Genomic DNA, 20,187 nt, shown 5'->3' on the forward strand with positions numbered 1-20,187 from the left:
CCATGGGTGATCTGCTCGTCTTCGTACTGAGCGGCCTGGTCTCCGGGGCCCTGTACGCCCTGCTCGCCACGGGGCTGGTGCTGTCGTACTCGGCGTCCGGGCTGTTCAACTTCGCGCACGGGGCCACCGCCTACCTGTGCGCCCTCACCTTCTACGAGGTGCACTCGGGCCTGGGCCTGCCCGCGGTGCCCTCGGCGCTGCTGGTGGTGTTCGTACTGGCACCCGGCCTCGGGTGGGGGCTGGACCGGCTGATGTTCCGACGGCTCGCGCGGGTCGGCGAGACGGCGCAGATCGTGGCCACCATCGGACTGCTGGTGGCCCTGCCCGCCGCCGGGCTGTGGGCGGTGGAGCTCCTCTCCGACGCGGGCGCGCCGGTGAAACCCGCCGAGAACCAGTTCGGGCTGCCGGGGGTGGGGCCGAGCCCCGCGAAGTCCTGGCAGCTCGCCGACGGGGTCGGCATCGACTCCGACCAGCTGATCACCTGGACGGTGACGGCGGTGGTGGCGGTGGTCCTGTGGGTGCTGATGCGGCACACCAGGCTGGGGCTGCAACTGCGCGCGGCCGTCGACAACCGCTCGCTGACCGAGCTGCGCGGGATCAGCGCCGACCGGCTGTCGTCGGTGGCGTGGATGATCGCGTCGGGGCTGGCCGGGCTGGCGGGCGTACTGGCGACCCCGCTGCTGGGGCTGTCCGCGCACGACTTCACGCTGTTCCTCTTCGTGTCGGCGACGGCCGCGGTCATCGGGCGGTTCGCGTCCGTGCCGCTCGCCTTCGCCGGCGGACTCGGGCTGGGCGTCCTGCAGAACCTGGTCGCCGGGTACGCCTCCTTCGCCGAGTCCATCACCGGCTTCCGCACCGCCGTCCCCTTCCTCATCCTCTTCGGCGGGCTGCTGGTGCTGACCCGCCGGGCGCGGGCGGCGGGGGTCGCGGCGGTGGACGCCCCGCCGGTGGACCACCTCGCCGGGGCGTCGTGGGGGCGCCGTTGGGGGGTGTGGGCGGTGGGCGCCGGGCTGCTGTGCGTGGCGTTCTACACCGTGACCACGCCGTTCTGGAGCGGGCTGCTGGCGCAAGGACTGGCCATCGGGCTCGTGTTCATGTCCTTCACCGTGGTGACGGGGCTCGGGGCGATGGTCTCGCTGGCGCAGGGCACCTTCGTGACGGCGGCCGCACTGGTCGCCGGGCTGCTGATGAGCCGGGGCTGGCCGTTCGTGGCGGCGCTGGCGGTCGGCACGTGCGTGGCCGCGCTGCTGGGGGCCCTGGTCGCGCTGCCGGCGCTGCGGCTCGGCGGCAGGTCGCTGGCGCTGGCCACCCTGGCGCTGGCGTTCCTCGCGGACCAGGTGCTGTTCCAGCTGCGCTGGCTGCGCAACGGCGACTCGGGGTGGTCGATCCCGCGGCCGGTGTTCGGTCCGGTGGACCTGTCGGACGACCGGGCGCTGGGGGTGGCCCTGGTGGTAGTGGTCGCGCTGGTGGCGGCGGGGCTGAGCGCGCTGCGGAACTCCCCGTCGGGGCGGGCCATGCTGGCGGTCCGCTCGGCGCCCGCTGCGGCGGCGGCCTCGGGGGTGTCCGTACTGCGCACGAAGCTGCTGCTGTTCACGCTGTCGGCGGGGCTGGCGGGCTTCGGGGGCGTCATGTACGCCTCGTACAACACCCGGATCACGGCGACGGACTTCACGGCGATGACGGGGCTGGTGTGGCTGGCGGTCGTGGTGGCGGCGGGGGTTCGGCGGCCGGTGTACGCGGTGGTGGCGGGGCTGGTCTTCGCCGTTGCCCCGCGGGTGCTGGCGGACTACGTGACGGCGTCGGCGCACCTTCCCGTCATCCTGTTCGGTCTTGCCGGGCTGGCCCTGGCCAATGACCCCGACGGGTACTGTGCGGCCGTGCCGGTGCGCCTTGCGAAGCGGCGTGCGGCCCGTGTCCCCGCGGAGCCATCCCCCACCCCGCCCCTTCCCGAAACCGGGGTTGGCGACCCCGGACGCCGCTCCCGGGGCTCCGCCCCGGACCCCGCGGGGGCTCCGCCCCCGGACCCCCGCGACTCAAACGCCGGCGAGGCTGGATCTGCCCCCGGCGGAGCCGAAGTTGCCTCCGGCGGGCTCGGCGTTGCCCTCCGGGCAGGCGAGCCGAACCCCGCGGACGGCAGCAGCCACGATCCAGCCCCTCCGGCGTTTGAGGAGCGGGGGTACGGGGGCGGAGCCCCCGACAGGCCCGCACCCGCTCTGCAGCTGCGCGGCATAACGGCCGGGTACGACGGGGGGCTCGTGCTCCACGGGGTGGACCTGAGTGTCCGCGCAGGGGAGATCCTCGCCGTGCTCGGGCCCAACGGGGCCGGCAAGAGCACCGCCTGCCGGGTGGCGGCCGGTGCGCTGCCCGTCATCACCGGGACGGTGTACGCGGACGGGCGGGACGCCACCCGCGACGGCCCCGTGCTCCGCTCCCGCGCCGGCGTGCTCCTCGCCCCCGAGGGCCGGGGGATCTTCCCCTCGCTCACGATCGAGGAGAATCTGGCGCTCTACCTCAAGGAGCCCGACGCCCGGGCCGCCGTCTACGACCGCTTCCCCCGGCTCGGCGAGCGGCGCGGGGTGCCCGCCGGGGCGCTGTCCGGCGGGGAGCAGCAGATGCTGGCGCTGGCGCCGCTGTTGCAGCGGCCACCGCGGGTGCTCATCGCCGACGAGCCCTCGCTCGGCCTCGCCCCCCGCGTCGTGGACGAGGTGTACGCACTGCTCACCGAGCTCCGCGACGCCGGTACCGCCCTGCTGCTGGTGGAGGAGAAGGCCGCCGAGATCCTCGGCATCGCCGACACCGTGGCCTACCTCTCGCAGGGCCGGGTCTCCTGGTGCGGCCCGCGCGCCGAGGTGGAGGCGGACCGGCTCGCCGAGGCCTACCTGGGGATGGGGTCATGAAGCGGGACAGCGACGGATACGTGCTCCGGGCCCGCGGCGTCGGCGTGCGCTTCGGCGGGGTCAAGGCCCTGGCCGGGGTGGACCTCGGGATCCGGGCGGGCGAGGTGTGCGGGCTGATCGGGCCGAACGGGGCCGGGAAGACCACCCTGTTCGACGTCCTGTCCGGCATCCGGCGCCCCGACCAGGGCCGGCTTCTCCTCGACGGGGCCGACATCACCCGCCGCTCCCCCGTCTGGCGGGCCCGGCACGGCATGCGCCGGACCTTCCAGCGGCAGCAGCTCTTCGGGCAGCTCAGCGTGGCCGACAACGTGCTGGTCGCACAGGAGTGGCGGGGCGGCGGGGGCGGGCCGGCCGCCGATCTGCTGGCCTCGCCGACCCGGCGCCGCCGGGAGCGGGAGCGCCGGGCCCGCGGCGAGCGGGTGCTGGCGGACTGCGGGATCGGCGCGCTCGGCGCCTCGTACGCCGGCGGTCTGCCGGTCGGGCAGGCACGGATGGTGGAGCTGGCCCGCGCGGTGGCCGATCCGCCGCGCGTGCTGCTGCTGGACGAACCGGCGTCGGGGATGTCGGCGCCCGAGCGGGAGCAGCTCGCACGGGTGGTGCGGAGGCTGGCCGAGGAGGAGGGCTGCGCGGTGCTGCTGGTCGAGCACAACGTGGCCTTCGTGATGGACCTCTGCGCTCGTGTGGTCGTACTGGACCTCGGGGCGGTGCTCGCGGAGGGCACGCCGGCCGAGGTGCGGGCCGATCCGTCCGTCCGGGAGGCCTACCTGGGGACCCGCTGATCCGACCGGGTGGTGGGGCCGGTCGGGGCGGGGCGGCGGGAATACGTCGTACGGGGGGCCGGTTGTCGCCCCTCGTACGAGGACGTACCGCCGACGCGAGGAATCAGGACACGTGAACCAGGTCCCCACCATCAAGCTCAACAACGGCACGCTCATGCCCCAGCTCGGCTACGGCGTCTGGCAGGTCGCGGACGCGGAGGCGGAGCGTGCCGTCGGCACCGCGCTGGAGGCGGGCTACCGCAGCGTCGACACCGCCTCCATCTACGGCAACGAGGCCGGCACGGGCAAGGGCATCGCCGCTTCCGGGATCCCGCGCGAGGAGCTGTTCGTCACCACCAAGCTGTGGAACGGGCCTTCGCAGACGTGGGACCGGGACGCGGTGCTGCGCGCCTTCGACGAGTCCCTCACGCGGCTGGGCCTCGACCACCTGGACCTGTACCTGATCCACTGGCCGCGCCCGATGCGCGACGACTTCGTCTCCATCTGGAAGACCTTCGAGGAGATCGCCGCGAGCGGCCGCGCCAAGGCCGTCGGCGTGTCGAACTTCCGCGCCGAGGACCTGGAGCGGCTCGCCGCCGAGAGCCCGCTGGTCCCGGCCGTGAACCAGATCGAGCTGCACCCGCTGTTCCCGCAGGCCGAGCTCCGGGCCGAGCACGCGCGGCGCGGGATCGCCACCGAGGCCTGGTCCCCGCTGGGCCAGGGCCAGGAGCTGCTCACGCTCCCGGCCGTGACCGCGCTCGCCGAGAAGTACGGGCGCAGCGCCGCGCAGATCGTGCTGCGCTGGCACCTTCAGCTCGGGAACATCGTGATCCCGAAGTCCGTGACCCCCTCGCGCATCCGGGAGAACCTGGACGTCTTCGGCTTCGAGTTGGAGGACGGGGACGTCGCCGCGCTGGAGGCGCTGGGCTCGGGCCCGGCGGGCCGGCGGATCGGTCCGGACCCGGCCGAATTCGACGTGTGAGGCCGGTCGGGTGAATCTTCCCGAGGGGCTGTACCGGATCCGCAACGTGGAGAGCGGGCTGGTGCTCCAGTTGGAGGGCGCCTCCCGGGTGCGGGTGGGCCCGGACGGGCCGCCCGCTCCGGAGGCGGCCCGCCGCTGGCGGATCGCGCCGGTGCACAGTGGCGGCGGGGTCTTCCACGTGGTGAGCGAGGACAACGAGCGGCGTCTGGACGTCGCGAACGCCTCGACGGAGAGCGGTGCCCGCGTGCAGGTGTGGCGGGCCAACGCCTTCGGCGCGCAGGAGTGGCTCGTCGAGCGGCACCTGGACGATCCGGGCGTGGTCTCGCTGGTGGCGTGCATCAGCGACCTGCTGCTGGAGGCCGACGAGGAGGGCCGCGCCCGTCAGGGCGAGGACAGTGACTCGCCGGCCCAGTGGTGGCGGCTGGAACCCGTCTGACCCCGCCCCCGCCCCGCCCGTGTCAGAGGCGTACGAAGCCGCGCAGCCGGTACGTCGGTTCCGCGCGCGGCACGTCCTGGTCGGGCAGGAGTTCCAGCCGGGCGGCCAGTTCCGCGGCGGTGATGCCGCGCGGGACCACGCGCGAGGCGTACTGGCCGGCCAGCAGTGCCTCGGCGGAGGCGCGGGGGCTGCGGCCCTGGCCGTGGCCCCGGAAGAGGGCTTCTCCGGCGGGGCGCAGGCCCGCGCGCGCCGCGTGGCCCTCGACCTCCCCGGAGGAGTCCGCCGGGGTCGGGGTCAGGTGCGCGGCGAAGACGGCGTCGATGTCGCTGCCGACGTCGTGGGCGGAGTCCTTGTCCACGGTGGTGACGAAGACCCCGCCGGGCCGCAGGACCCTCGCGGCCTCGGCGATCACGGCCGGCACCAGGCCGGGGGCGCGCAGCAGGTGCAGCAGCCACACCGCGCTGACGGCGTCGAGGGAGCCGGAGCGCACGGGCAGCCTGGCCGCGTCGGCGAGGGCCACGGGCACCCCGCGCCGCAGGGCGACCCGGGCCATGCCGTGGGAGGCGTCCGCACCGAGGACGCGCAGGCCGGGGCGGTTCAGCCGGGTGGTGACGATGCCGGTGCCGCAGCCGAGGTCGAGCAGCGTGCGCGTGTCGGCGGGGAGCAGGCCGAGCACCGCCGCGGCGGCGGCCTCGGCACGCGGGGCGCCGCCGCGGGTGGCGTCGTAGGCCTCGGCCTCCGCGTCGTAGTCGAGCAGCGGCTTCAGATCCGGTATGTGCGTGGTCATCAGTTGGCGCCGTGCGCCGGGGCCAGGGCTTCGACGCGCTCGGCGAGCGCGAAGTCGGTGGCCGTCACCACGCCGCCGGCGTCGTGGCTGTTCACGGAGAGCCGGACCGTGTTGTAGCCGAGGGTCAGGTCGGAGTGGTGGTTCAACTCCTGCTGCACCGAGGCGATGTGGGCGACGAGGGCGCTCGCCGCGAAGTGCGTGTCCAGCCGGTAGGTGCGGAGGATGTGGTCGTCCTCGAAGGCCCAGCCGGGAAGTTCCCGCAACCGGTCCTCGATCTCCTTCTGCGACAGCGGCTCACTCGGCATGCACCGGCTCCTTTTCCCCGTGACGTGTAGTCAAGGTTCCCACAGCGCACGCCCGGGCAATCCTTTCGCGCCATAGTGCGCTCGGGTGCTCCTGCGCCTTCCCCACCCGCCCCACCCGCCATAGGCTCCTGCGCCGACGCTGCCGTTACCACCGGTAACAGCAGCGTCGGGGGCCATACCGACGGGCAAGGGACGAAGGGGCGGGATCGACATGACCGGCACAGGCGGTTCCAGGCGTACGTTCATCGCGGGCGCGGGCGCGGCGGCCACCGCGGGGGCCCTGTCCACCGCCGTGGGGGCGGCTCCCGCGGCGGCGGCCACGGCCTCCCCGGCCCGGGCGGCGGCGAACGGCCGCCGGGTCGCCGTACTGGGAGGCGGGGTGGCCGGGCTGACCGCGGCGCACGAACTCGCCGAGCGGGGCTACGCCGTCACCGTGTACGAGCGCCGGGCGCTCGGCGGCAAGGCCCGCAGCATGGACGTACCCGACAGCGCCCGCGGCGGCCGCCGGCCGCTCCCCGCCGAACACGGCTTCCGCTTCATCCCCGGCATCTACCACAACCTGCCCGACACCATGCGGCGCATCCCCTTCCCCGGGAACGCGAACGGCGTCTGGGACAACCTCGTCGCCCCGCGCGAGATGATGTTCGCCCGGTCGGGCGGCCGCGACGACCTGCGCGGGCCCATCCCGTGGCCCGAGCACTCCCCCGCCGAGCTGACGCCCGACGAGCTGCGTCGGGCCCTCACCGGGATCCTGCAGTCCCTGGTCCGGCTGCCCCCGCACGAGACGGCGTATTTCGTGAACCGCGTGCTCGTCTTCCTGACCAGCTGCGACGAGCGCCGCAACGACGTCTGGGAACGGACCCCCTGGTGGGAGTTCGTGCGCGCGGAGCAGATGTCGAGCGAGTACCAGCGCATCCTCGCCGTCGGCATCACCCGCAACATCGTGGCGACCAAGGCCGAGGAGGCCTCCACCCGTACGGTCGGCACCCTCGGCGAGGCCTTCGTCTTCAACCTGCTGGGGCGCGGCGCGGACGGCCCGCCGGACCGGATCCTGAACCTGCCCACCAACGAGGCGTGGATCGACCCCTGGGAGGCCCGTCTGCGCTCCCTCGGAGTGGAGTTCAGGATCGGCTGGACCGTGCGCGAGGTGCGGTACGGGGGCGGTCGGGTGAGCGGGGTCGTCGTCGAGGGCCCGGACGGCGCCCGGCAGACCGTCACCGCCGACCACTACGTCAGCGCACTGCCCGTGGAGCACGCCCGCCGGACCTGGAGCGCGGAACTGCGGGCCGCCGACCCGATGCTGGGGCGCTGCGACAAGCTGGAGACCGACTGGATGACGGGCATCCAGTTCTACCTCACCGAACGCGCCGCATTGGTGCACGGGCACCTCAACTGCATCGACTCCCCTTGGTCGTTGACCGCGATCCAGCAGGCGGAGCACTGGCCCTCGCGCGACTTCCCCGCCGACTACGGCGACGGGGTGGCGGTGGACTGCCTGTCGGTGGACATCTCGGAGTGGGACAAGCCCGGGATCCTGTACGGGAAGACGGCCAAGCAGTGCACGCGCGAGGAGGTGGCGCGCGAGGTGTGGGCCCAACTGAAGGCCTCCCTCAACGACACCGGCAAGACCCTCCTCAGCGACTCCAAACTGCACTCCTGGCACCTGGACCCGGGTGTGGACGGGCTCGGCACCCCGAACCCCACCAACCAGGACCAACTGCTGATCCATCCGGTCGGCACCTTCCACAACCGGCCGAGCGCCGGCACCCGCGTACCGAACTTCTTCCTCAGCGGGGACTACGTGGCGGTGGACATCGACCTCGCGACGATGGAGGGCGCGAACGCCTCGGCCCGGGCGGCCGTCAACTCGCTCCTGGACCGCGACGGCTCCCCGAGCGCGCGGTGCTCGATCCGGCCTCTGTACCGGGCTCCGGAGGTCGAGTCCGCCAAGCGGCACGACCTGTGGCGCTACCGTCTCGGCCTGCGGAACGTCCTCGACCTGGGCTGAACCGGCCCGACTCGGGGCGAACTTCTCGGCTAACGTCGTGAACATGACCACCACGACACCCACGGTCGGCGCCCTGCTCCGAACCTGGCGGGAGCGGCGCGGGATCAGCCAGCTGGAACTGGCGGGCCGCGCCGACTCCTCGTCCCGGCACATCAGCTTCATCGAGACCGGACGCTCCCGGCCGAGCGAGGAGATGGTCCTGAGGCTCGCCGACCGCCTCGACGTGCCGGTACGGGAGCGCAACGCGCTCCTCCTGGCGGCGGGGTACGCCCCGCACTACGCGCAGACGGCCCTGGACGACCCGTCGATGGAGACGCTGCGCGAGGGCATGCAGCGGCTGCTGACCGGCTACGAGCCGTATCCGGCGCTGGTCGTGGACGCCACGTACAACGTGGTCGCCGCCAACCGGGGCATCATGATACTGATGGAGGGGCTGCCGGACCACCTGCTGACCCCGCCGCTGAACGCCATGCGGATCACCCTGCATCCCGAGGGCCTGGCGCCGAGGATCCGCAACCTGAAGGAGTGGCGCGGACACCTCCTGGCCCAGATGGAGCGGCAGATCGCGCTGGCCCGCTCCGAACCGTTGCGCGCGCTGTACGAGGAGGTGTCGGCCTACCCCGCGCCGGAGCGGCCGGGCGACGCCGAACCGGAGGAAGCCGTTCCGTACATCGCGCTGCCGCTGGTCATCGAACACGACGGGCACCTGCTGTCCTTCGTGTCCTCGATCGCGACGTTCAACACGCCGATGGACGTGACCGTCGCCGAGCTGGCCATCGAGACGATGCTCCCGGCCGACCCGGCGACGGTGAAGTACCTGCGGTCACTCGGAGACTGAGCGCAGGGCGAGCTGCTGGAACACGGCGAACGAGGCCACGGTGAGCGCCTGCGCCGGGATCCACACGAGGCCTGCGGTGGTGGGCGTGAACCAGACGACCAGGGACACCAGGCTGAGCACGGCCCAGGCGTAGTTCGCCTCGATGACGAACCTGACCGCGAAGGCGTGCGGCCGGCGGCGGGAGGCGAGCAGGCCGACGCCGGCGCCGAAGACGGCCAGGAAGAGCCCCAGTTCCAGCAGCAGTCCCTGCCCGACCCCGAGGAGCCGTCCGAGCGGCGCGGAGAAGGCCGCGTACGCCAGCCCGTTTCCGGTGGTGACCACGGAGTCGAGGGCGAGGAAGCGGCGCAGCGCGGTCTGCGGCTCGGTGGTGCGGGCGAGGGTGCCGATCAGGGTTGCGGACATGGGGAATCAGCCTCCATCGAGGTCGAACGGCGAGGTGGGGTACCGGGTTCCGGCCCTGAGTGCGCAGTTCCGGAACCCGATGCCCCCACCTTGCCGCGCCCGCGCGGCGGGGTCGATTACCTCAGAGGTCATGCAGGAGCGTCCGGCCGCGGCTCCGTGCGGGCCCCAAGAACGCGTCGGCTGCGGCTGGTTCGCCAGGGTTGGGCCGGATACGCTGCATCAGGCCCAACCCGCACGAGCGCTATGTCGACTTGTGGAGAATCGGCGCGTGGAGGGTCACCCACCGCCCCGACAGAGAGCGCGACACGATGACCCGTACGTCCCCGCCCCGCCGCGCCGTCGTGATCGGCGGCAGCCTGGCCGGCATGCTCGCGGCCGCCGTCCTCGCCGAGCACGCCACGGTCACCGTGATCGACGCCGATCCGCTGCCCGAGGGCCCGGCGCCCCGGCGCGGTCTCCCGCAGGGAAGGCACACCCACCTCCTGTGGTCGGGCGGCGCCCGCGCCATCGAGGAGATCCTGCCGGGCATCACCGACGACTGGACGCGTGCCGGCGCCATCCGCCGCAGCCTGCCCACCGATCTGGTCACCATGACCGCACAGGGCTGGATCCCGCGCGTCCCGGAGAAGCAGTTCAACGTCTCCTGCAGCCGCGACCTCCTCGACTCGGTGGTGCGTGCCCGGGTCACGGCCCTGAAGGGGGTCACCACGCTCGAGCGGAGCCGGGTCCGGGCCCTGGAGGGCACGGCGGCCCGGGTCACCGGCGTCCGGGTCGACACCCCCGAGGAGGAGGGGCTGCTGCTGGCCGCCGACCTCGTGGTCGACGCGAGCGGGCGCGGCTCGCGCGCCCGGACCTGGCTGGACGCACTGGGCGTGACCGACATACGACAGGCGGAGGTCGACTCCGGTCTCGTCTACGCGACCCGGATCTTCGAAGCCCCCGCCGGAGCCCACGCGATGGGATTCCCCATCGTCAACGTGCAGTCCGACCCCCGGGTGCCCGTCCCCGGACAGACGGCCACCGTCGTGCCCATCGAGAACGGCCAGTGGCAGGCCACCCTCTCCGGGACCCGCGGCGGCCAGCCCACCGGGGACCCCGACGCGTTCATCCCCTTCGCCAAGGGCGTCAGGCACCCGATCGTCGGCGAGCTCCTCGAAGGCAGGAAGCCCCTGACGGACGTCGCCGTCACCCAGGGGACCGCCAACCGGCGGATCTTCTTCGAGAAGGCCGCCCTGCCCGACGGCTTCCTCGCCGTCGGCGACTCGGTGGCCACCTTCAACCCGCTCTACGGGCAGGGCATGACGGTCGCCGCCCAGGGGATCCTGGCCGTCCGCGCCCTGCTCCGCGGCAAGGGGCTCGGCCACCCCGGCTTCGGCCGCGCGGCGCAGCGCGCCATCGCCCCCCAGGTGGGCACCGCCTGGGAGCTCGCCACCAGCCAGGACATCCTGTATCCCGGGGCCACCTCCACCGGGATGAAGGAGGCTGCCGGGTCCGGCCTGATCGACCGGTACGTCGACCGGCTGATGAGGGGTGCCACGACCGACGAGGTCCTCGCGGCGGCCCTGTTCAACGTGATCACCATGAGCAGCGCGCCCACGCACTGGTTCAGTCCGGCGATCGTCTGGCACGTCCTGCGTTCCTCGGACCGCGGCGCCCCTCAGGCGCCCCCGCTCAGCCCCGCGGAGCTGGCCGTCGCCGGGCTCGGTCGGCCGGCGCCCGGACTTCGCCGCTGAGGGCCTTCGGGCGGCGGGCGAAGGTCCCGGGGAACGGGACGCCCCGGGCCCGTAGGCCCGGGGCGTCCGCCGTACCTCGTACGTCGTCCCGCTCGGCGCGGGTCAGAGGTCCGCGAGGTCCAGCCCGGCCTGCGCCGCGGCCGCCCGGACGGTCTGCTCCAGCAGCACCGCGATGGTCATCGGGCCGACACCGCCCGGGACCGGGGTGATCAGCGAGGCGCGGGCCGCGGCCGACTCGAAGTGGACGTCGCCGACGTTGCCCTCGTTGTACCCGGCGTCCAGGACGACGGCGCCCGGCTTGATGTCCTCGCCCCGGATGAACTCGGCCTTGCCGACGGCGGCGACCAGCACGTCCGCCTGGCGCACGATCGAGGGGAGGTCCTGGGTGCGGGAGTGGCAGTAGGTGACGGTGGCGTTCTGCTCCAGCAGCAGCATCCCGGCCGGCTTGCCCAGGATCGCGCTGCGGCCGACGACCACGGCGTGCTTGCCGGTCAGGTCCACGTCGTACTCCTCCAGCAGCCGCATGATGCCGCCGGGGGTGCAGGAGACGAAGCCGGGCAGTCCGAAGCCCATGGCCGCGAAGGAGTGCATGGTGACCCCGTCGACGTCCTTGCCGGGGGCGATGGCCTCGAAGGCGGCGCGCTCGTCGATGTGGTGCGGGACGGGGTGCTGGAGCAGGATGCCGCTGATCTCCGGGTCCTCGGAGAGCGCGGTGATCGCGGCGACCAGTTCCTCGGTGGTGGTCTCGGCCGGCAGCTCCACGTGGCGGGAGGTGATCCCGGCCTTGGCGCAACGGTTCTGCTTCATCCGGACGTAGGTCACGGAGGCGGGGTCCTCGCCGACCAGCACGGTCGCGAGACAGGGAGCGGTGCCGGTGCGCTCGGTGATCTTCGCCGCGAGGGCGGCGGTCTGCTCCGAGATGCGGCGGGCGAGGGCCGTGCCGTCCATCAGCCGGGCGGTGGCGCTGTCAGTGGCAGTGGCAGTCTGGGCAGTCGTCACGGGGTCTCCTGAACGTCGCTGCGGATCGCGGTTCGCCCAGGCGCGCGGCAGACGACGTACCGGAGTACGCCGGGCCGCTCCCCGGTGGTGATCCACCCGAACGCCAGTCACGGCCCACGTCCACTGTAGTCGACATATCCGGTGGTCCACCGGTGCCCGGCCTGCGAGGATCGGGGCATGACGCGCACTTTTGACCATCTTGTCGCGGAAGCCGAGTCCGTCTCCGTGGACGGCTGGGACTTCTCCTGGCTCGACGGCCGGGCGACCGAGCAGCGGCCCTCCTGGGGGTACCAGCGGCTGCTGCGGGAGCGCCTGGCCGGGGTCCGGTCCGCCCTGGACATCCAGACCGGCGGGGGCGAGGTCCTGGCCGGGGCCGGCCCGCTGCCCCCGCTGACGGCGGCCACCGAGTCCTGGCCGCCGAACATCGACAGGGCGACCCGGCTGCTGCACCCGCTCGGCGCGGTCGTGGTGGCCGACGCCGACGAGCCGCCGCTGCCCTTCGGCGGCGAGGCCTTCGAGCTCGTCGCCAGCCGGCATCCGGTGACCATCTGGTGGGAGGAGATCGCGCGGGTGCTGACCCCCGGCGGGACCTACCTGTCCCAGCAGGTCGGGCCGGCGAGCGTCTTCGAGCTCGTCGAGTACTTCCTGGGGCCCCAGCCGGAGGAGGTCCGCCGCGCCCGGCACCCCGACGACGCCGTGAGCGAGGCCACGAAGGCGGGCCTGGAGGTCGTCGACCTGCGCTCCGAACGGCTCCGTACGGAGTTCCACGACATCGGAGCGGTGATCTACTTCCTCAGGAAGGTGATCTGGATGGTGCCCGGCTTCACCGTGGGGCAGTACCGGGACCGGTTGCTGGAGCTGCACGAACGGATCGAGCGCGAGGGACCGTTCATCGCACATACAGCGCGTTTCCTCATCGAAGCCCGCAAATCGGACTGACGCCGGGGGCGGACGGAAAGGCGGCCGAGAGGTTGCCCGTCCGCAGCGTGGCGCAGGTCACTCAATTCAGCGCGTAACGAATCGAGTCGAGCGTGCGATGAACCGACAGGTGTCCTCGCGCGGCCCGGAATACAGACCCCCTTCGGGTCTGTTTCCCAAGTTCGCGCGATGATGTCCCGCCGATCCCTTATCTGCTCGCAACGAGAGGCTCCTTGTGTCGCTCAGCCCGTCCCGTACGTTCCCTCCGGAGATCGCCGAATCGGAGGCCCTCGTCGCGCTCGTAGAGCGCGGCCGCGAGCAGGGTCACATCAACGGTGACGACGTGCGTCAGGCCTTCGAGGCCGGACGCATCCCGGTGGACCAGTGGAAGCGGGTCCTGCGCAGCCTGAACCAGGTCCTGGACGAGGAGGGCGTCGCCCTCCACGTCAGCGCCGCCCCCGCCACGAAGGCAGCCGCCAAGAAGCCCCGCAAGGCGGCCGCCGCCCCCGCCCGTACCGTGACCAAGAAGGCCGCCGCCCCGCCGCGCCCCATCGGCGCGCGCAAGACGGCCGCCGCCGGCACCCCGGCCACGGCCTCGGCGATATCCGCCACTCAGGCCGCTGCCGCCCCCTCCGACGAGGTGACGTCCGACGCGGTCGCCGCCGAGCCGAAGAAGCGCACGGTCAAGAAGACCGCCGCGAAGAAGACCGCGGTCAAGAAGACGGCGGCCGCGAAGAAGACCGGCGCCAAGGACGCCGACGAGGGCGAGAACCCGGTCGTCGAGGGCGAGGACTGGGCTGCCGAGGACCTCGTCGACGAGCCCGAGGAGGAGGCCCCCAAGGCCGGCGCCGGTCAGGGCTTCGTCCTGTCCGACGACGACGAGGACGACGCCCCGGCGCAGACCGTCATGGTCGCCGGCGCCACCGCCGACCCCGTCAAGGACTACCTCAAGCTCATCGGCAAGGTGCCGCTCCTCAACGCCGAGCAGGAGGTCGAGCTCGCCAAGCGCATCGAGGCGGGTCTGTTCTCCGAGTACAAGCTCGAAGAGGAGGAGGACCACAAGCCCGCCTTCAAGCGCGAGCTGGAGATCCTGGTCGAGGACGGCCGCCGGGCCAAGAACCACCTGCTGGAGGCCAACCTCCGTCTCGTGGTCTCCCTGGCCAAGCGCTACACCGGGCGCGGCATGCTCTTCCTGGACCTGATCCAGGAGGGCAACGTCGGCCTGATCCGCGCCGTGGAGAAGTTCGACTACACCAAGGGCTTCAAGTTCTCCACGTACGCGACCTGGTGGATCCGGCAGGCGATCACGCGTGCCATGGCCGACCAGTCGCGCACGATCCGCATCCCCGTGCACATGGTCGAGATCATCAACAAGCTCGCCCGCGTGCAGCGCCAGATGCTCCAGGACCTGGGTCGCGAGCCCACCCCGGAGGAGCTGGGCAAGGAACTCGACATGACCCCCGAGAAGGTCATCGAGGTCCAGAAGTACGGCCGCGAGCCGATCTCCCTGCACACCCCGCTGGGTGAGGAGGGCGACAGCGAGTTCGGTGACCTCATCGAGGACTCCGAGGCGGTCGTGCCGGCCGACGCGGTGTCCTTCACCTTCCTCCAGGAGCAGCTCCAGTCGATCCTGGGCACGCTCTCGGAGCGCGAGGCGGGCGTGGTCTCCATGCGTTACGGCCTCAACGACGGCCAGCCGAAGACGCTGGACGAGATCGGTCGCGTGTACGGGGTCACCCGTGAGCGCATCCGCCAGATCGAGTCCAAGACCATGTCGAAGCTGCGCCACCCGTCGCGTTCGCAGGTGCTGCGCGACTACCTGGACTGAGCCGGCCCCGGCGCACCACGCCCCCGCATCGCCTTCCGGCGGTGCGGGGGCGTCCGCGTTCTCCGGGTGCTCAGGTCAGTCGGAAGACCGGCCCCTTCGGGGTGAACGGCAGGGCGGCGCCCTCCGGGATCAGGTAGGCGTGCTCGCGCCGGATCCGCAGGGTGTCGCACCAGCCGTCCGTGATCACGAGGACGGGCGCCCCGGGCGGGAAGTCCTCCGCCCGCAGCAGGAGGTCGACGCCCGGCTGCAGCTCGGTTCCGCCGCGCCCGCGGACCCGCACCCGGCCGGCGATCTCGGTGGGCGGCAGGTAGCCCGCGTCGTACGGGGCCGCGTCGCAGAAGACCACGCGGGCGGCCGGTACGTCGCGGGCCTCCGCGTACGAGGCGATGGCGCCCAGCGCCTTGCCGAGCAGGGCGGCGTTCATCGAGCCCGAGGTGTCCAGCACCACCCCGAAGGTGCAGCGGGCCACCTCCTCGGGCGCGAACCAGCGGCCGGCCCGCGGAATGTCCGGGGTGGAGGCCTGGCGGCGGGCCGGGCGCGCGTAGGAACGCACGGGCTCGGGGCGCGGCACGAACTCGTCGAACCAGCGGGCGAGCTTCGCGTCCCACGGCACCGGCGGGTGGGCCAGTGCCCGGATCTCCTGGATCAGCCCGGCGGGCAGCAGCCCGCGCTCCTCGTGCAGGTGCAGGTCGAAGCCCTGGACCAGGCCGCGCCGGTAGAACTCGTCGAGGTCCGCGTACGGACGGTGCGCTCCGTGCGGGAGCGGCTCGCCCAGGATGTCGCCGCGGCCCTTGCCGCGCAGGGTCGCCAGGCGCCGGATGCGGCGCAGGTCGCCGGCGATCCGGTCGTAGACCTCCTCGACCGAGAGGTCCTTCAGCAGAGGGTCGTACAGCAGACCCTCCGGCATGCTGCCGATCCCCATCTCCACCAGCCAGCCGTTGACGACGTAGTCGGCGGCGACGTTGTGCAGGTACGGGTCCCGGGCGCCGCGGCGCTCGCCGTGGCGCAGGGCGGCGTGCAACATCTCGTGCGCCAGGACGAACCGCCACTCCTCGTGGTCGAAGTTGCGCAGCGGGTTGATGTAGATCTCCCCGGCGGTGGCGCTGACGGCGGCGATGGCGATGCCCTGGGCGCGGGCCAGCTCGGCGTCGGCGACGACGGTCAGACCGGCCGCCAGCCCGCCGAGCAGGGGGTAGGAGGAGACGAACCAGTTCAGCGCGTGGTCCCAGGGGCGCAGGACGCGGCCCTCGTGGCCGCCGGCCACGGCCATGGTGGCGGAGACGGCCCGGGTGAGGGCGTGGGCGAAGGCGGTCTCCCAGTCGGGGACGGCGCTGATCAGGTTCGTCCAGCCGACCAGGACCTGGTCGGGGTGGTCCCCGGCGGTGCCGCAGTTCTCGTAGGCGGGCGGGATGCCGTCGCGGCGCCAGCGGGCGGCGATCAGTTCCTCGTCCCCGCCGGGGTAGTCGGCCGGGAGGTGGTCGGGGGCCCGGCCGACGGGGAAGGTCAGCAGGAAGCGGTTGACGACGGCGCAGCGGGCGGCGAGGGCGAACCGGTCGGGCTGGGGGCGGTCGTCCTCCTTGGCGGCCGGTACGTGCCCGAAGCCGAGGTGGAGCAGGGCGTGGGCGAGGGCCCAGGCCCATTCCTTCGGCTCGGCCCGCTTGGTGGGGTGGACGTGGAGGGTGCCGTTGGAGGTGACGGCGACCAGTCCCCCGGCGGGGGTGGCGGCGCACCGGGTCTCGCGGCAGATCCTGCCGTCGACGGCGCCGAGGGCCGGGTTCCGCTTGACCAGGGCGAGGCCCTCGGCGAAGGCCTGGGCGGCCGGATCGGGCTTGTCGTCCTTCTTGGCCCGCGCGGCACGGCTCATACGGCGACCCCGCCGGGCGCGGGCCGGTTCCCCGAGTGGGAGCGCACCGCGCTCATCGGCGGGCCTCGACCAGGCGCGGCATGTCGCGGGCCGCCTCGATCAGGAACCAGCCGGGCAGCACCGGCAGGCCGTCGACGTCGTCCGCGATGACGGTCTGGGCGACCTCCACCGAGATCTCGGCGAGCTGTACGAGCAGCGACTTGGCCCGGTACGCGGTCTCCCGCATGCCGGGCGAGACGTGGGTCTTGTCGGCGGGGAGGTCCTTGGCCAGGCGTCCGCGGAAGGCGTCGGCCAGGTAGTACAGCAGGTCGCGGTCCTCCAGGCGGCGCGGCCAGCTCGCGTCGCCCTTCATGATCGCCTCTATGCCGTAGGCGTGGCGGACGATCTTCGCGTAGCCGCAGAAGGAGACGGCGTGCGCCGGGGTGAGGGTGCCGTGCGCGATCACCTTCAGGGTCTGCTCGTCGAGGCCGGACCCGAAGGAGTGCAGGGCGTCGGAGAGCATGTGCCAGGAGCGCGGGGTGGAGAACGGCTCCTCCGTCTTGGGCGGCTGCGACCACAGGTGGTCCGGGCGGTCGGTGAGGTAGTCGGTGACCCAGGGGTGGATGCCGTTCTCGCCGGCCCAGACCAGCCAGTCCCGCGCGGAGGCCGTCAGGTGCACGTGGGTGAGGCGGTTCACGAGGGCCGAGGCGATGGGCCGGGCCAGCGCGTTGTCGGTGGCCCGGTTGCCGGCGCCGATGACGACGGAGCCCTCGGGGAGCTCGTAGGAGCCGATCCGGCGGTCGAGGATCAGCGAGTAGAAGGCCTTCTGCACATCGGGGCTCGTCGCGTTGAGTTCGTCGAGGAAGAGGCAGTACGGCTCGTCGCGCGCGATGATCTCGGGCGGGCAGAACACGGACCGGCCGTCACGGATCTGCGGTACGCCGACCAGGTCCTCGGGGGCCAGCTGCGTACCGAGGAGGCTCACGCATTCCAGGCCGAGGGAGTCGGCGAACTTCCTCACCAGGGAGGACTTTCCGATCCCGGGTGCCCCCCAGATGAAGACGGGCCGCACGGTGGCGAGGCCGAGGAGGAGTTCGGGGAGCTGGGCGGGGGTGACGGCGACGGCGGCCTGCACGAAAGCGGTGTCCTCAGGGTGGTCGGGCTGGGTTGCGTGGTGCGGCCAGTGTGATCGCACCACGCGCCCAGGAGCATCCGGTTTTCCGCCCCGCCGATCACCGCTCAGGCGGCCGTGTGCTCCAGGAGGTGCTTCAGCTTCTCCTCGCTGCGCGGCATCTCCTTGCGGACCATCGGCTTGACCGCGAGGGGGACGAGGGCCCGGCCCAGGCCGTGCCCCTCGAAGTCGACGGACAGGGTGACGCGGGACCTCGCGCCACCGTCGAGGGGTTCGATGGTTCCCTGGATCTCCGGCCGCACCGGCCCCTCGATGCCGTGGAGGTGCCAGCTGCGCGGCCGGTCGAGCTCGGTGAATTCCATCTTCGTGGGGATCCGGCGCTTGCCGACCTTGCGGGTGACGACGACCTGCGAACCGACGTGGACGGGCAGATCGCCCATCGGGACGGCGGAGACGGCGCTGTCCTGCCACTCCGGCAGGTGGGTCGGGTCCGTGACGTAGGCGAAGACCTCGTCCGGACTGCGGGAGATGTCGATGGTGTTGCTGATCGCTGACATGGCGACCCCTTGGATCCCCCCTGACTGACCTCTCATTCCAAACTACCGTTCCTGATCAGTGGGCAGGAGTGGGTCTTGGACCCGTTCCTGTGCACTGCGGACATCCCGAACGGTTCTGGGTGTCCTGGTCGCCCGTGTTCGCTCCGCGTCCGGGTGCACGGATCGTGTCCGTGATCCGGGTACGCGGGGTCGGGTTTCCTCGCGTCCTCGGGTGTCCGGTTCGGCCTGAACGGTCCGATGCCCACGACGATCACTCCGGTCGTCGTGGGGCGGTGTCGTCCGTCGCCGAATCGGGTGCCCGAGGGCGCGCCTGCCGATCGCGATGCTCGCGGCATCGTGACTGGACATCTTTCGCTTGGTGCTGGTCAGAGGATTGCGCCAGTGCTGAACGCCCCACATGGACGTGTACGCGGGATCGACCGCGACGATGGCCAGGCCCTGCTCGGCGGCCATCGAGACGAGGCGGGCGCGGAGCTTGCCGGTGGGCATGCCGGAGATGAGCTGACGGAACCGCTTGCGGCGGCCGTGCTTCTCGCGGGTCTTCTCCGTGGTGAAGTCGAGGTTCTCGATCCCGATCGCGCTCACGCCACACCGCTTCGCCCAGTGCAGGAGGCGGGTGATGGCGTGGCGCACCTGCGCGTCACGGTGGCCGGCGGTGCCAGACAGGTCGTAGAAGAAGCGGTGCGGGTCACTGACGGGGTTGCCGTGCGGGTCGAGCCGGTAGGCGGCGAAGTGGTCGGCGTTCGTATCGACCCCGACCATGCCGTGGGCGCGGGCGGCTTCGAGGGGGATCGTCTTGACGACGGGCTTCTGCCACGACGCGGTCAGGTACCAGCGCGCACGCTCGACGTCGTAGTGGATGCGGTAGGCGACCGCCCGGTTCGCCTCGGTCCGGTCGGCCCACTCGGAGCCCCGGTGCCCGAACGCGACCTTGGCGGCGAGGACGTACCGGCCGCGCTTGGTGTTGGCCATGTACGCCAGCGGGACCGGCAGTTTGATGGAGACCTCGCCGTCGGGCGTGACGCGGATGGTCTCGTTGCCGTACCGCTTCCCGGACTCGCCATCTGCGGCGAGGAACCAGCGCTCGGCCTCCCAGCGCTCCCGCCAGTCGGCCTCGGTCAGCCGGGCGGCGTCGAGGTTGTGGCGGGTGTTCAGCAGACGCTTCCCACCCCGTACGACATGCACACGTCCGGCGTCACGGTCAGCCTGCTCCCGCTCCAACCGGCCACTGAGAACGTGGAGGCGGCGGGACTTGGCGAACCACTCCTGCTCGCTGCGGTAACCGCCCGGCTTCCGCTTAGTGCCCTGCTCCCCGATCGGTTGGGACAGCCGGTGCGTCAGCGTGCGTACGCCTGCCTCCAAGGACTGGATGTGCGCGAGCTGGCAGCGGCGGGCCAGTGACCACTGGTCGTGCGTGGCCTTCGTGATCGCCCCCGCCCAGCGGGAGGACGACTCGCACGTCAGATCCCGTTTACGCTCCGCCCACCGCTCACTGTCGTGTTCCAGCCCCGCCGCGCAGCGGGTCTTCAGGTCACGGGCGGCCAGCGAACCCAGATGATCGCCGACCAGGCGCAGCACCTCCTCGTCCCCGGCCGTCAGCTGCCTGAGCCGGTCCCGGATAGCGACACCCGAAGGGCCCGGGACCACGAACACCTCCGCCATCTCCCGTAGTGCACCCACCCGTCCCCCATCCGCGAACCGAAGATCCTTCCATCACACCCAACGACTGCCACACACAGAAGTCACATGCTCGATCGACGAACA

The 20,187-nt window shown here is 72.5% G+C and carries 17 protein-coding genes and 1 riboswitch; of the genes, 9 read left to right on the forward strand and 8 right to left on the reverse strand.

The window, feature by feature from the left end; translation table 11 throughout:
* Nucleotides 1-2 precede the first annotated feature (2 nt).
* From ACFYYJ_RS10970 to ACFYYJ_RS10985, 4 genes are all read left to right on the forward strand, one after another.
* Entirely contained in the window at nucleotides 3-2,897 is a 2,895-nt protein-coding gene (locus tag ACFYYJ_RS10970; protein ID WP_389130965.1) for an ATP-binding cassette domain-containing protein, read from the forward strand.
* Nucleotides 2,894-3,676 (forward strand): ABC transporter ATP-binding protein, encoded by a 783-nt coding sequence (locus tag ACFYYJ_RS10975; RefSeq protein WP_385363747.1) that lies wholly within the window; start codon nucleotides 2,894-2,896, stop codon nucleotides 3,674-3,676. The genes ACFYYJ_RS10970 and ACFYYJ_RS10975 overlap by 4 nt, the downstream gene beginning before the upstream one ends.
* Before the next feature lie 112 nt (nucleotides 3,677-3,788).
* On the forward strand, nucleotides 3,789-4,637 hold the full coding sequence (locus tag ACFYYJ_RS10980; protein ID WP_385363746.1) for an aldo/keto reductase: 849 nt from the start codon (nucleotides 3,789-3,791) through the stop codon (nucleotides 4,635-4,637).
* 10 nt (nucleotides 4,638-4,647) lie between these two features.
* The gene (locus ACFYYJ_RS10985; RefSeq protein WP_385128987.1) at nucleotides 4,648-5,073 is read left to right on the forward strand and encodes an RICIN domain-containing protein; all 426 of its coding nucleotides are present in this window, start codon (nucleotides 4,648-4,650) and stop codon (nucleotides 5,071-5,073) included.
* 22 nt (nucleotides 5,074-5,095) lie between these two features.
* Here ACFYYJ_RS10985 and ACFYYJ_RS10990 read toward each other — a convergent pair whose 3' ends face one another.
* Both ACFYYJ_RS10990 and ACFYYJ_RS10995 read right to left on the reverse strand, forming a co-directional pair.
* A complete protein-coding gene (locus tag ACFYYJ_RS10990) occupies nucleotides 5,096-5,830 on the reverse strand; it encodes a class I SAM-dependent methyltransferase (protein ID WP_385129026.1) in 735 nt (244 codons plus the stop codon).
* Nucleotides 5,831-5,859: 29 nt separating this feature from the next.
* A complete protein-coding gene (locus ACFYYJ_RS10995) occupies nucleotides 5,860-6,165 on the reverse strand; it encodes a 4a-hydroxytetrahydrobiopterin dehydratase (RefSeq protein WP_384735172.1) in 306 nt (101 codons plus the stop codon).
* 211 nt (nucleotides 6,166-6,376) lie between these two features.
* Here ACFYYJ_RS10995 and ACFYYJ_RS11000 point away from each other — a divergent pair, with 211 nt between their 5' ends.
* Nucleotides 6,377-8,173, forward strand: a complete 1,797-nt coding sequence (locus tag ACFYYJ_RS11000) for an FAD-dependent oxidoreductase (protein WP_389130971.1) — start codon at nucleotides 6,377-6,379, stop codon at nucleotides 8,171-8,173.
* 43 nt (nucleotides 8,174-8,216) lie between these two features.
* The gene (locus tag ACFYYJ_RS11005) at nucleotides 8,217-9,011 is read left to right on the forward strand and encodes a helix-turn-helix domain-containing protein (RefSeq protein ID WP_389130973.1); all 795 of its coding nucleotides are present in this window, start codon (nucleotides 8,217-8,219) and stop codon (nucleotides 9,009-9,011) included.
* Here ACFYYJ_RS11005 and ACFYYJ_RS11010 read toward each other — a convergent pair.
* Entirely contained in the window at nucleotides 8,997-9,413 is a 417-nt protein-coding gene (locus tag ACFYYJ_RS11010) for a hypothetical protein (protein WP_389130976.1), read from the reverse strand. The genes ACFYYJ_RS11005 and ACFYYJ_RS11010 overlap by 15 nt on opposite strands.
* Before the next feature lie 308 nt (nucleotides 9,414-9,721).
* Here ACFYYJ_RS11010 and ACFYYJ_RS11015 point away from each other — a divergent pair, with 308 nt between their 5' ends.
* Nucleotides 9,722-11,146: an NAD(P)/FAD-dependent oxidoreductase gene (locus ACFYYJ_RS11015; RefSeq protein ID WP_385128991.1), complete on the forward strand. Its 1,425-nt coding sequence runs from the start codon at nucleotides 9,722-9,724 to the stop codon at nucleotides 11,144-11,146.
* 102 nt (nucleotides 11,147-11,248) lie between these two features.
* Here ACFYYJ_RS11015 and ACFYYJ_RS11020 read toward each other — a convergent pair whose 3' ends face one another.
* Nucleotides 11,249-12,094, reverse strand: a complete 846-nt coding sequence (locus tag ACFYYJ_RS11020) for a bifunctional 5,10-methylenetetrahydrofolate dehydrogenase/5,10-methenyltetrahydrofolate cyclohydrolase (RefSeq protein ID WP_385129027.1) — start codon at nucleotides 12,092-12,094, stop codon at nucleotides 11,249-11,251.
* A 78-nt stretch (nucleotides 12,095-12,172) separates the two neighbouring features.
* Nucleotides 12,173-12,266: riboswitch (ZMP/ZTP riboswitch) on the reverse strand.
* 56 nt (nucleotides 12,267-12,322) lie between these two features.
* Here ACFYYJ_RS11020 and ACFYYJ_RS11025 point away from each other — a divergent pair.
* Nucleotides 12,323-13,084, forward strand: coding sequence for a methyltransferase domain-containing protein (locus tag ACFYYJ_RS11025; RefSeq protein ID WP_385363741.1), 762 nt, complete (start codon nucleotides 12,323-12,325; stop codon nucleotides 13,082-13,084).
* Nucleotides 13,085-13,298: 214 nt separating this feature from the next.
* The gene (locus ACFYYJ_RS11030; protein WP_385128994.1) at nucleotides 13,299-14,891 is read left to right on the forward strand and encodes an RNA polymerase sigma factor; all 1,593 of its coding nucleotides are present in this window, start codon (nucleotides 13,299-13,301) and stop codon (nucleotides 14,889-14,891) included.
* A gap of 70 nt (nucleotides 14,892-14,961) precedes the next feature.
* Here the strand turns inward: ACFYYJ_RS11030 and ACFYYJ_RS11035 are convergent, their stop codons facing one another.
* The 4 genes from ACFYYJ_RS11035 to ACFYYJ_RS11050 all read right to left on the reverse strand — a co-directional run bounded on the left by ACFYYJ_RS11035 (nucleotide 14,962) and on the right by ACFYYJ_RS11050 (nucleotide 20,085).
* Nucleotides 14,962-16,755 carry a hypothetical protein gene (locus ACFYYJ_RS11035; protein WP_385363739.1) on the reverse strand — a complete coding sequence of 598 codons (1,794 nt, stop codon included), beginning with the start codon at nucleotides 16,753-16,755 and terminating at the stop codon, nucleotides 14,962-14,964.
* A 52-nt stretch (nucleotides 16,756-16,807) separates the two neighbouring features.
* Nucleotides 16,808-17,869: an ATP-binding protein gene (locus ACFYYJ_RS11040; protein ID WP_389130983.1), complete on the reverse strand. Its 1,062-nt coding sequence runs from the start codon at nucleotides 17,867-17,869 to the stop codon at nucleotides 16,808-16,810.
* A 104-nt stretch (nucleotides 17,870-17,973) separates the two neighbouring features.
* Complete coding sequence (locus ACFYYJ_RS11045) at nucleotides 17,974-18,423, reverse strand: SRPBCC family protein (protein WP_384755205.1); 450 nt, start codon at nucleotides 18,421-18,423, stop codon at nucleotides 17,974-17,976.
* A gap of 42 nt (nucleotides 18,424-18,465) precedes the next feature.
* Nucleotides 18,466-20,085, reverse strand: a complete 1,620-nt coding sequence (locus tag ACFYYJ_RS11050) for an IS200/IS605 family accessory protein TnpB-related protein (RefSeq protein ID WP_389130987.1) — start codon at nucleotides 20,083-20,085, stop codon at nucleotides 18,466-18,468.
* Nucleotides 20,086-20,187 lie beyond the last annotated feature (102 nt).

It is taken from the genome of Streptomyces sp. NPDC002467, from assembly GCF_042889825.1.
Taxonomy (GTDB): Bacteria; Actinomycetota; Actinomycetes; order Streptomycetales; family Streptomycetaceae; genus Streptomyces.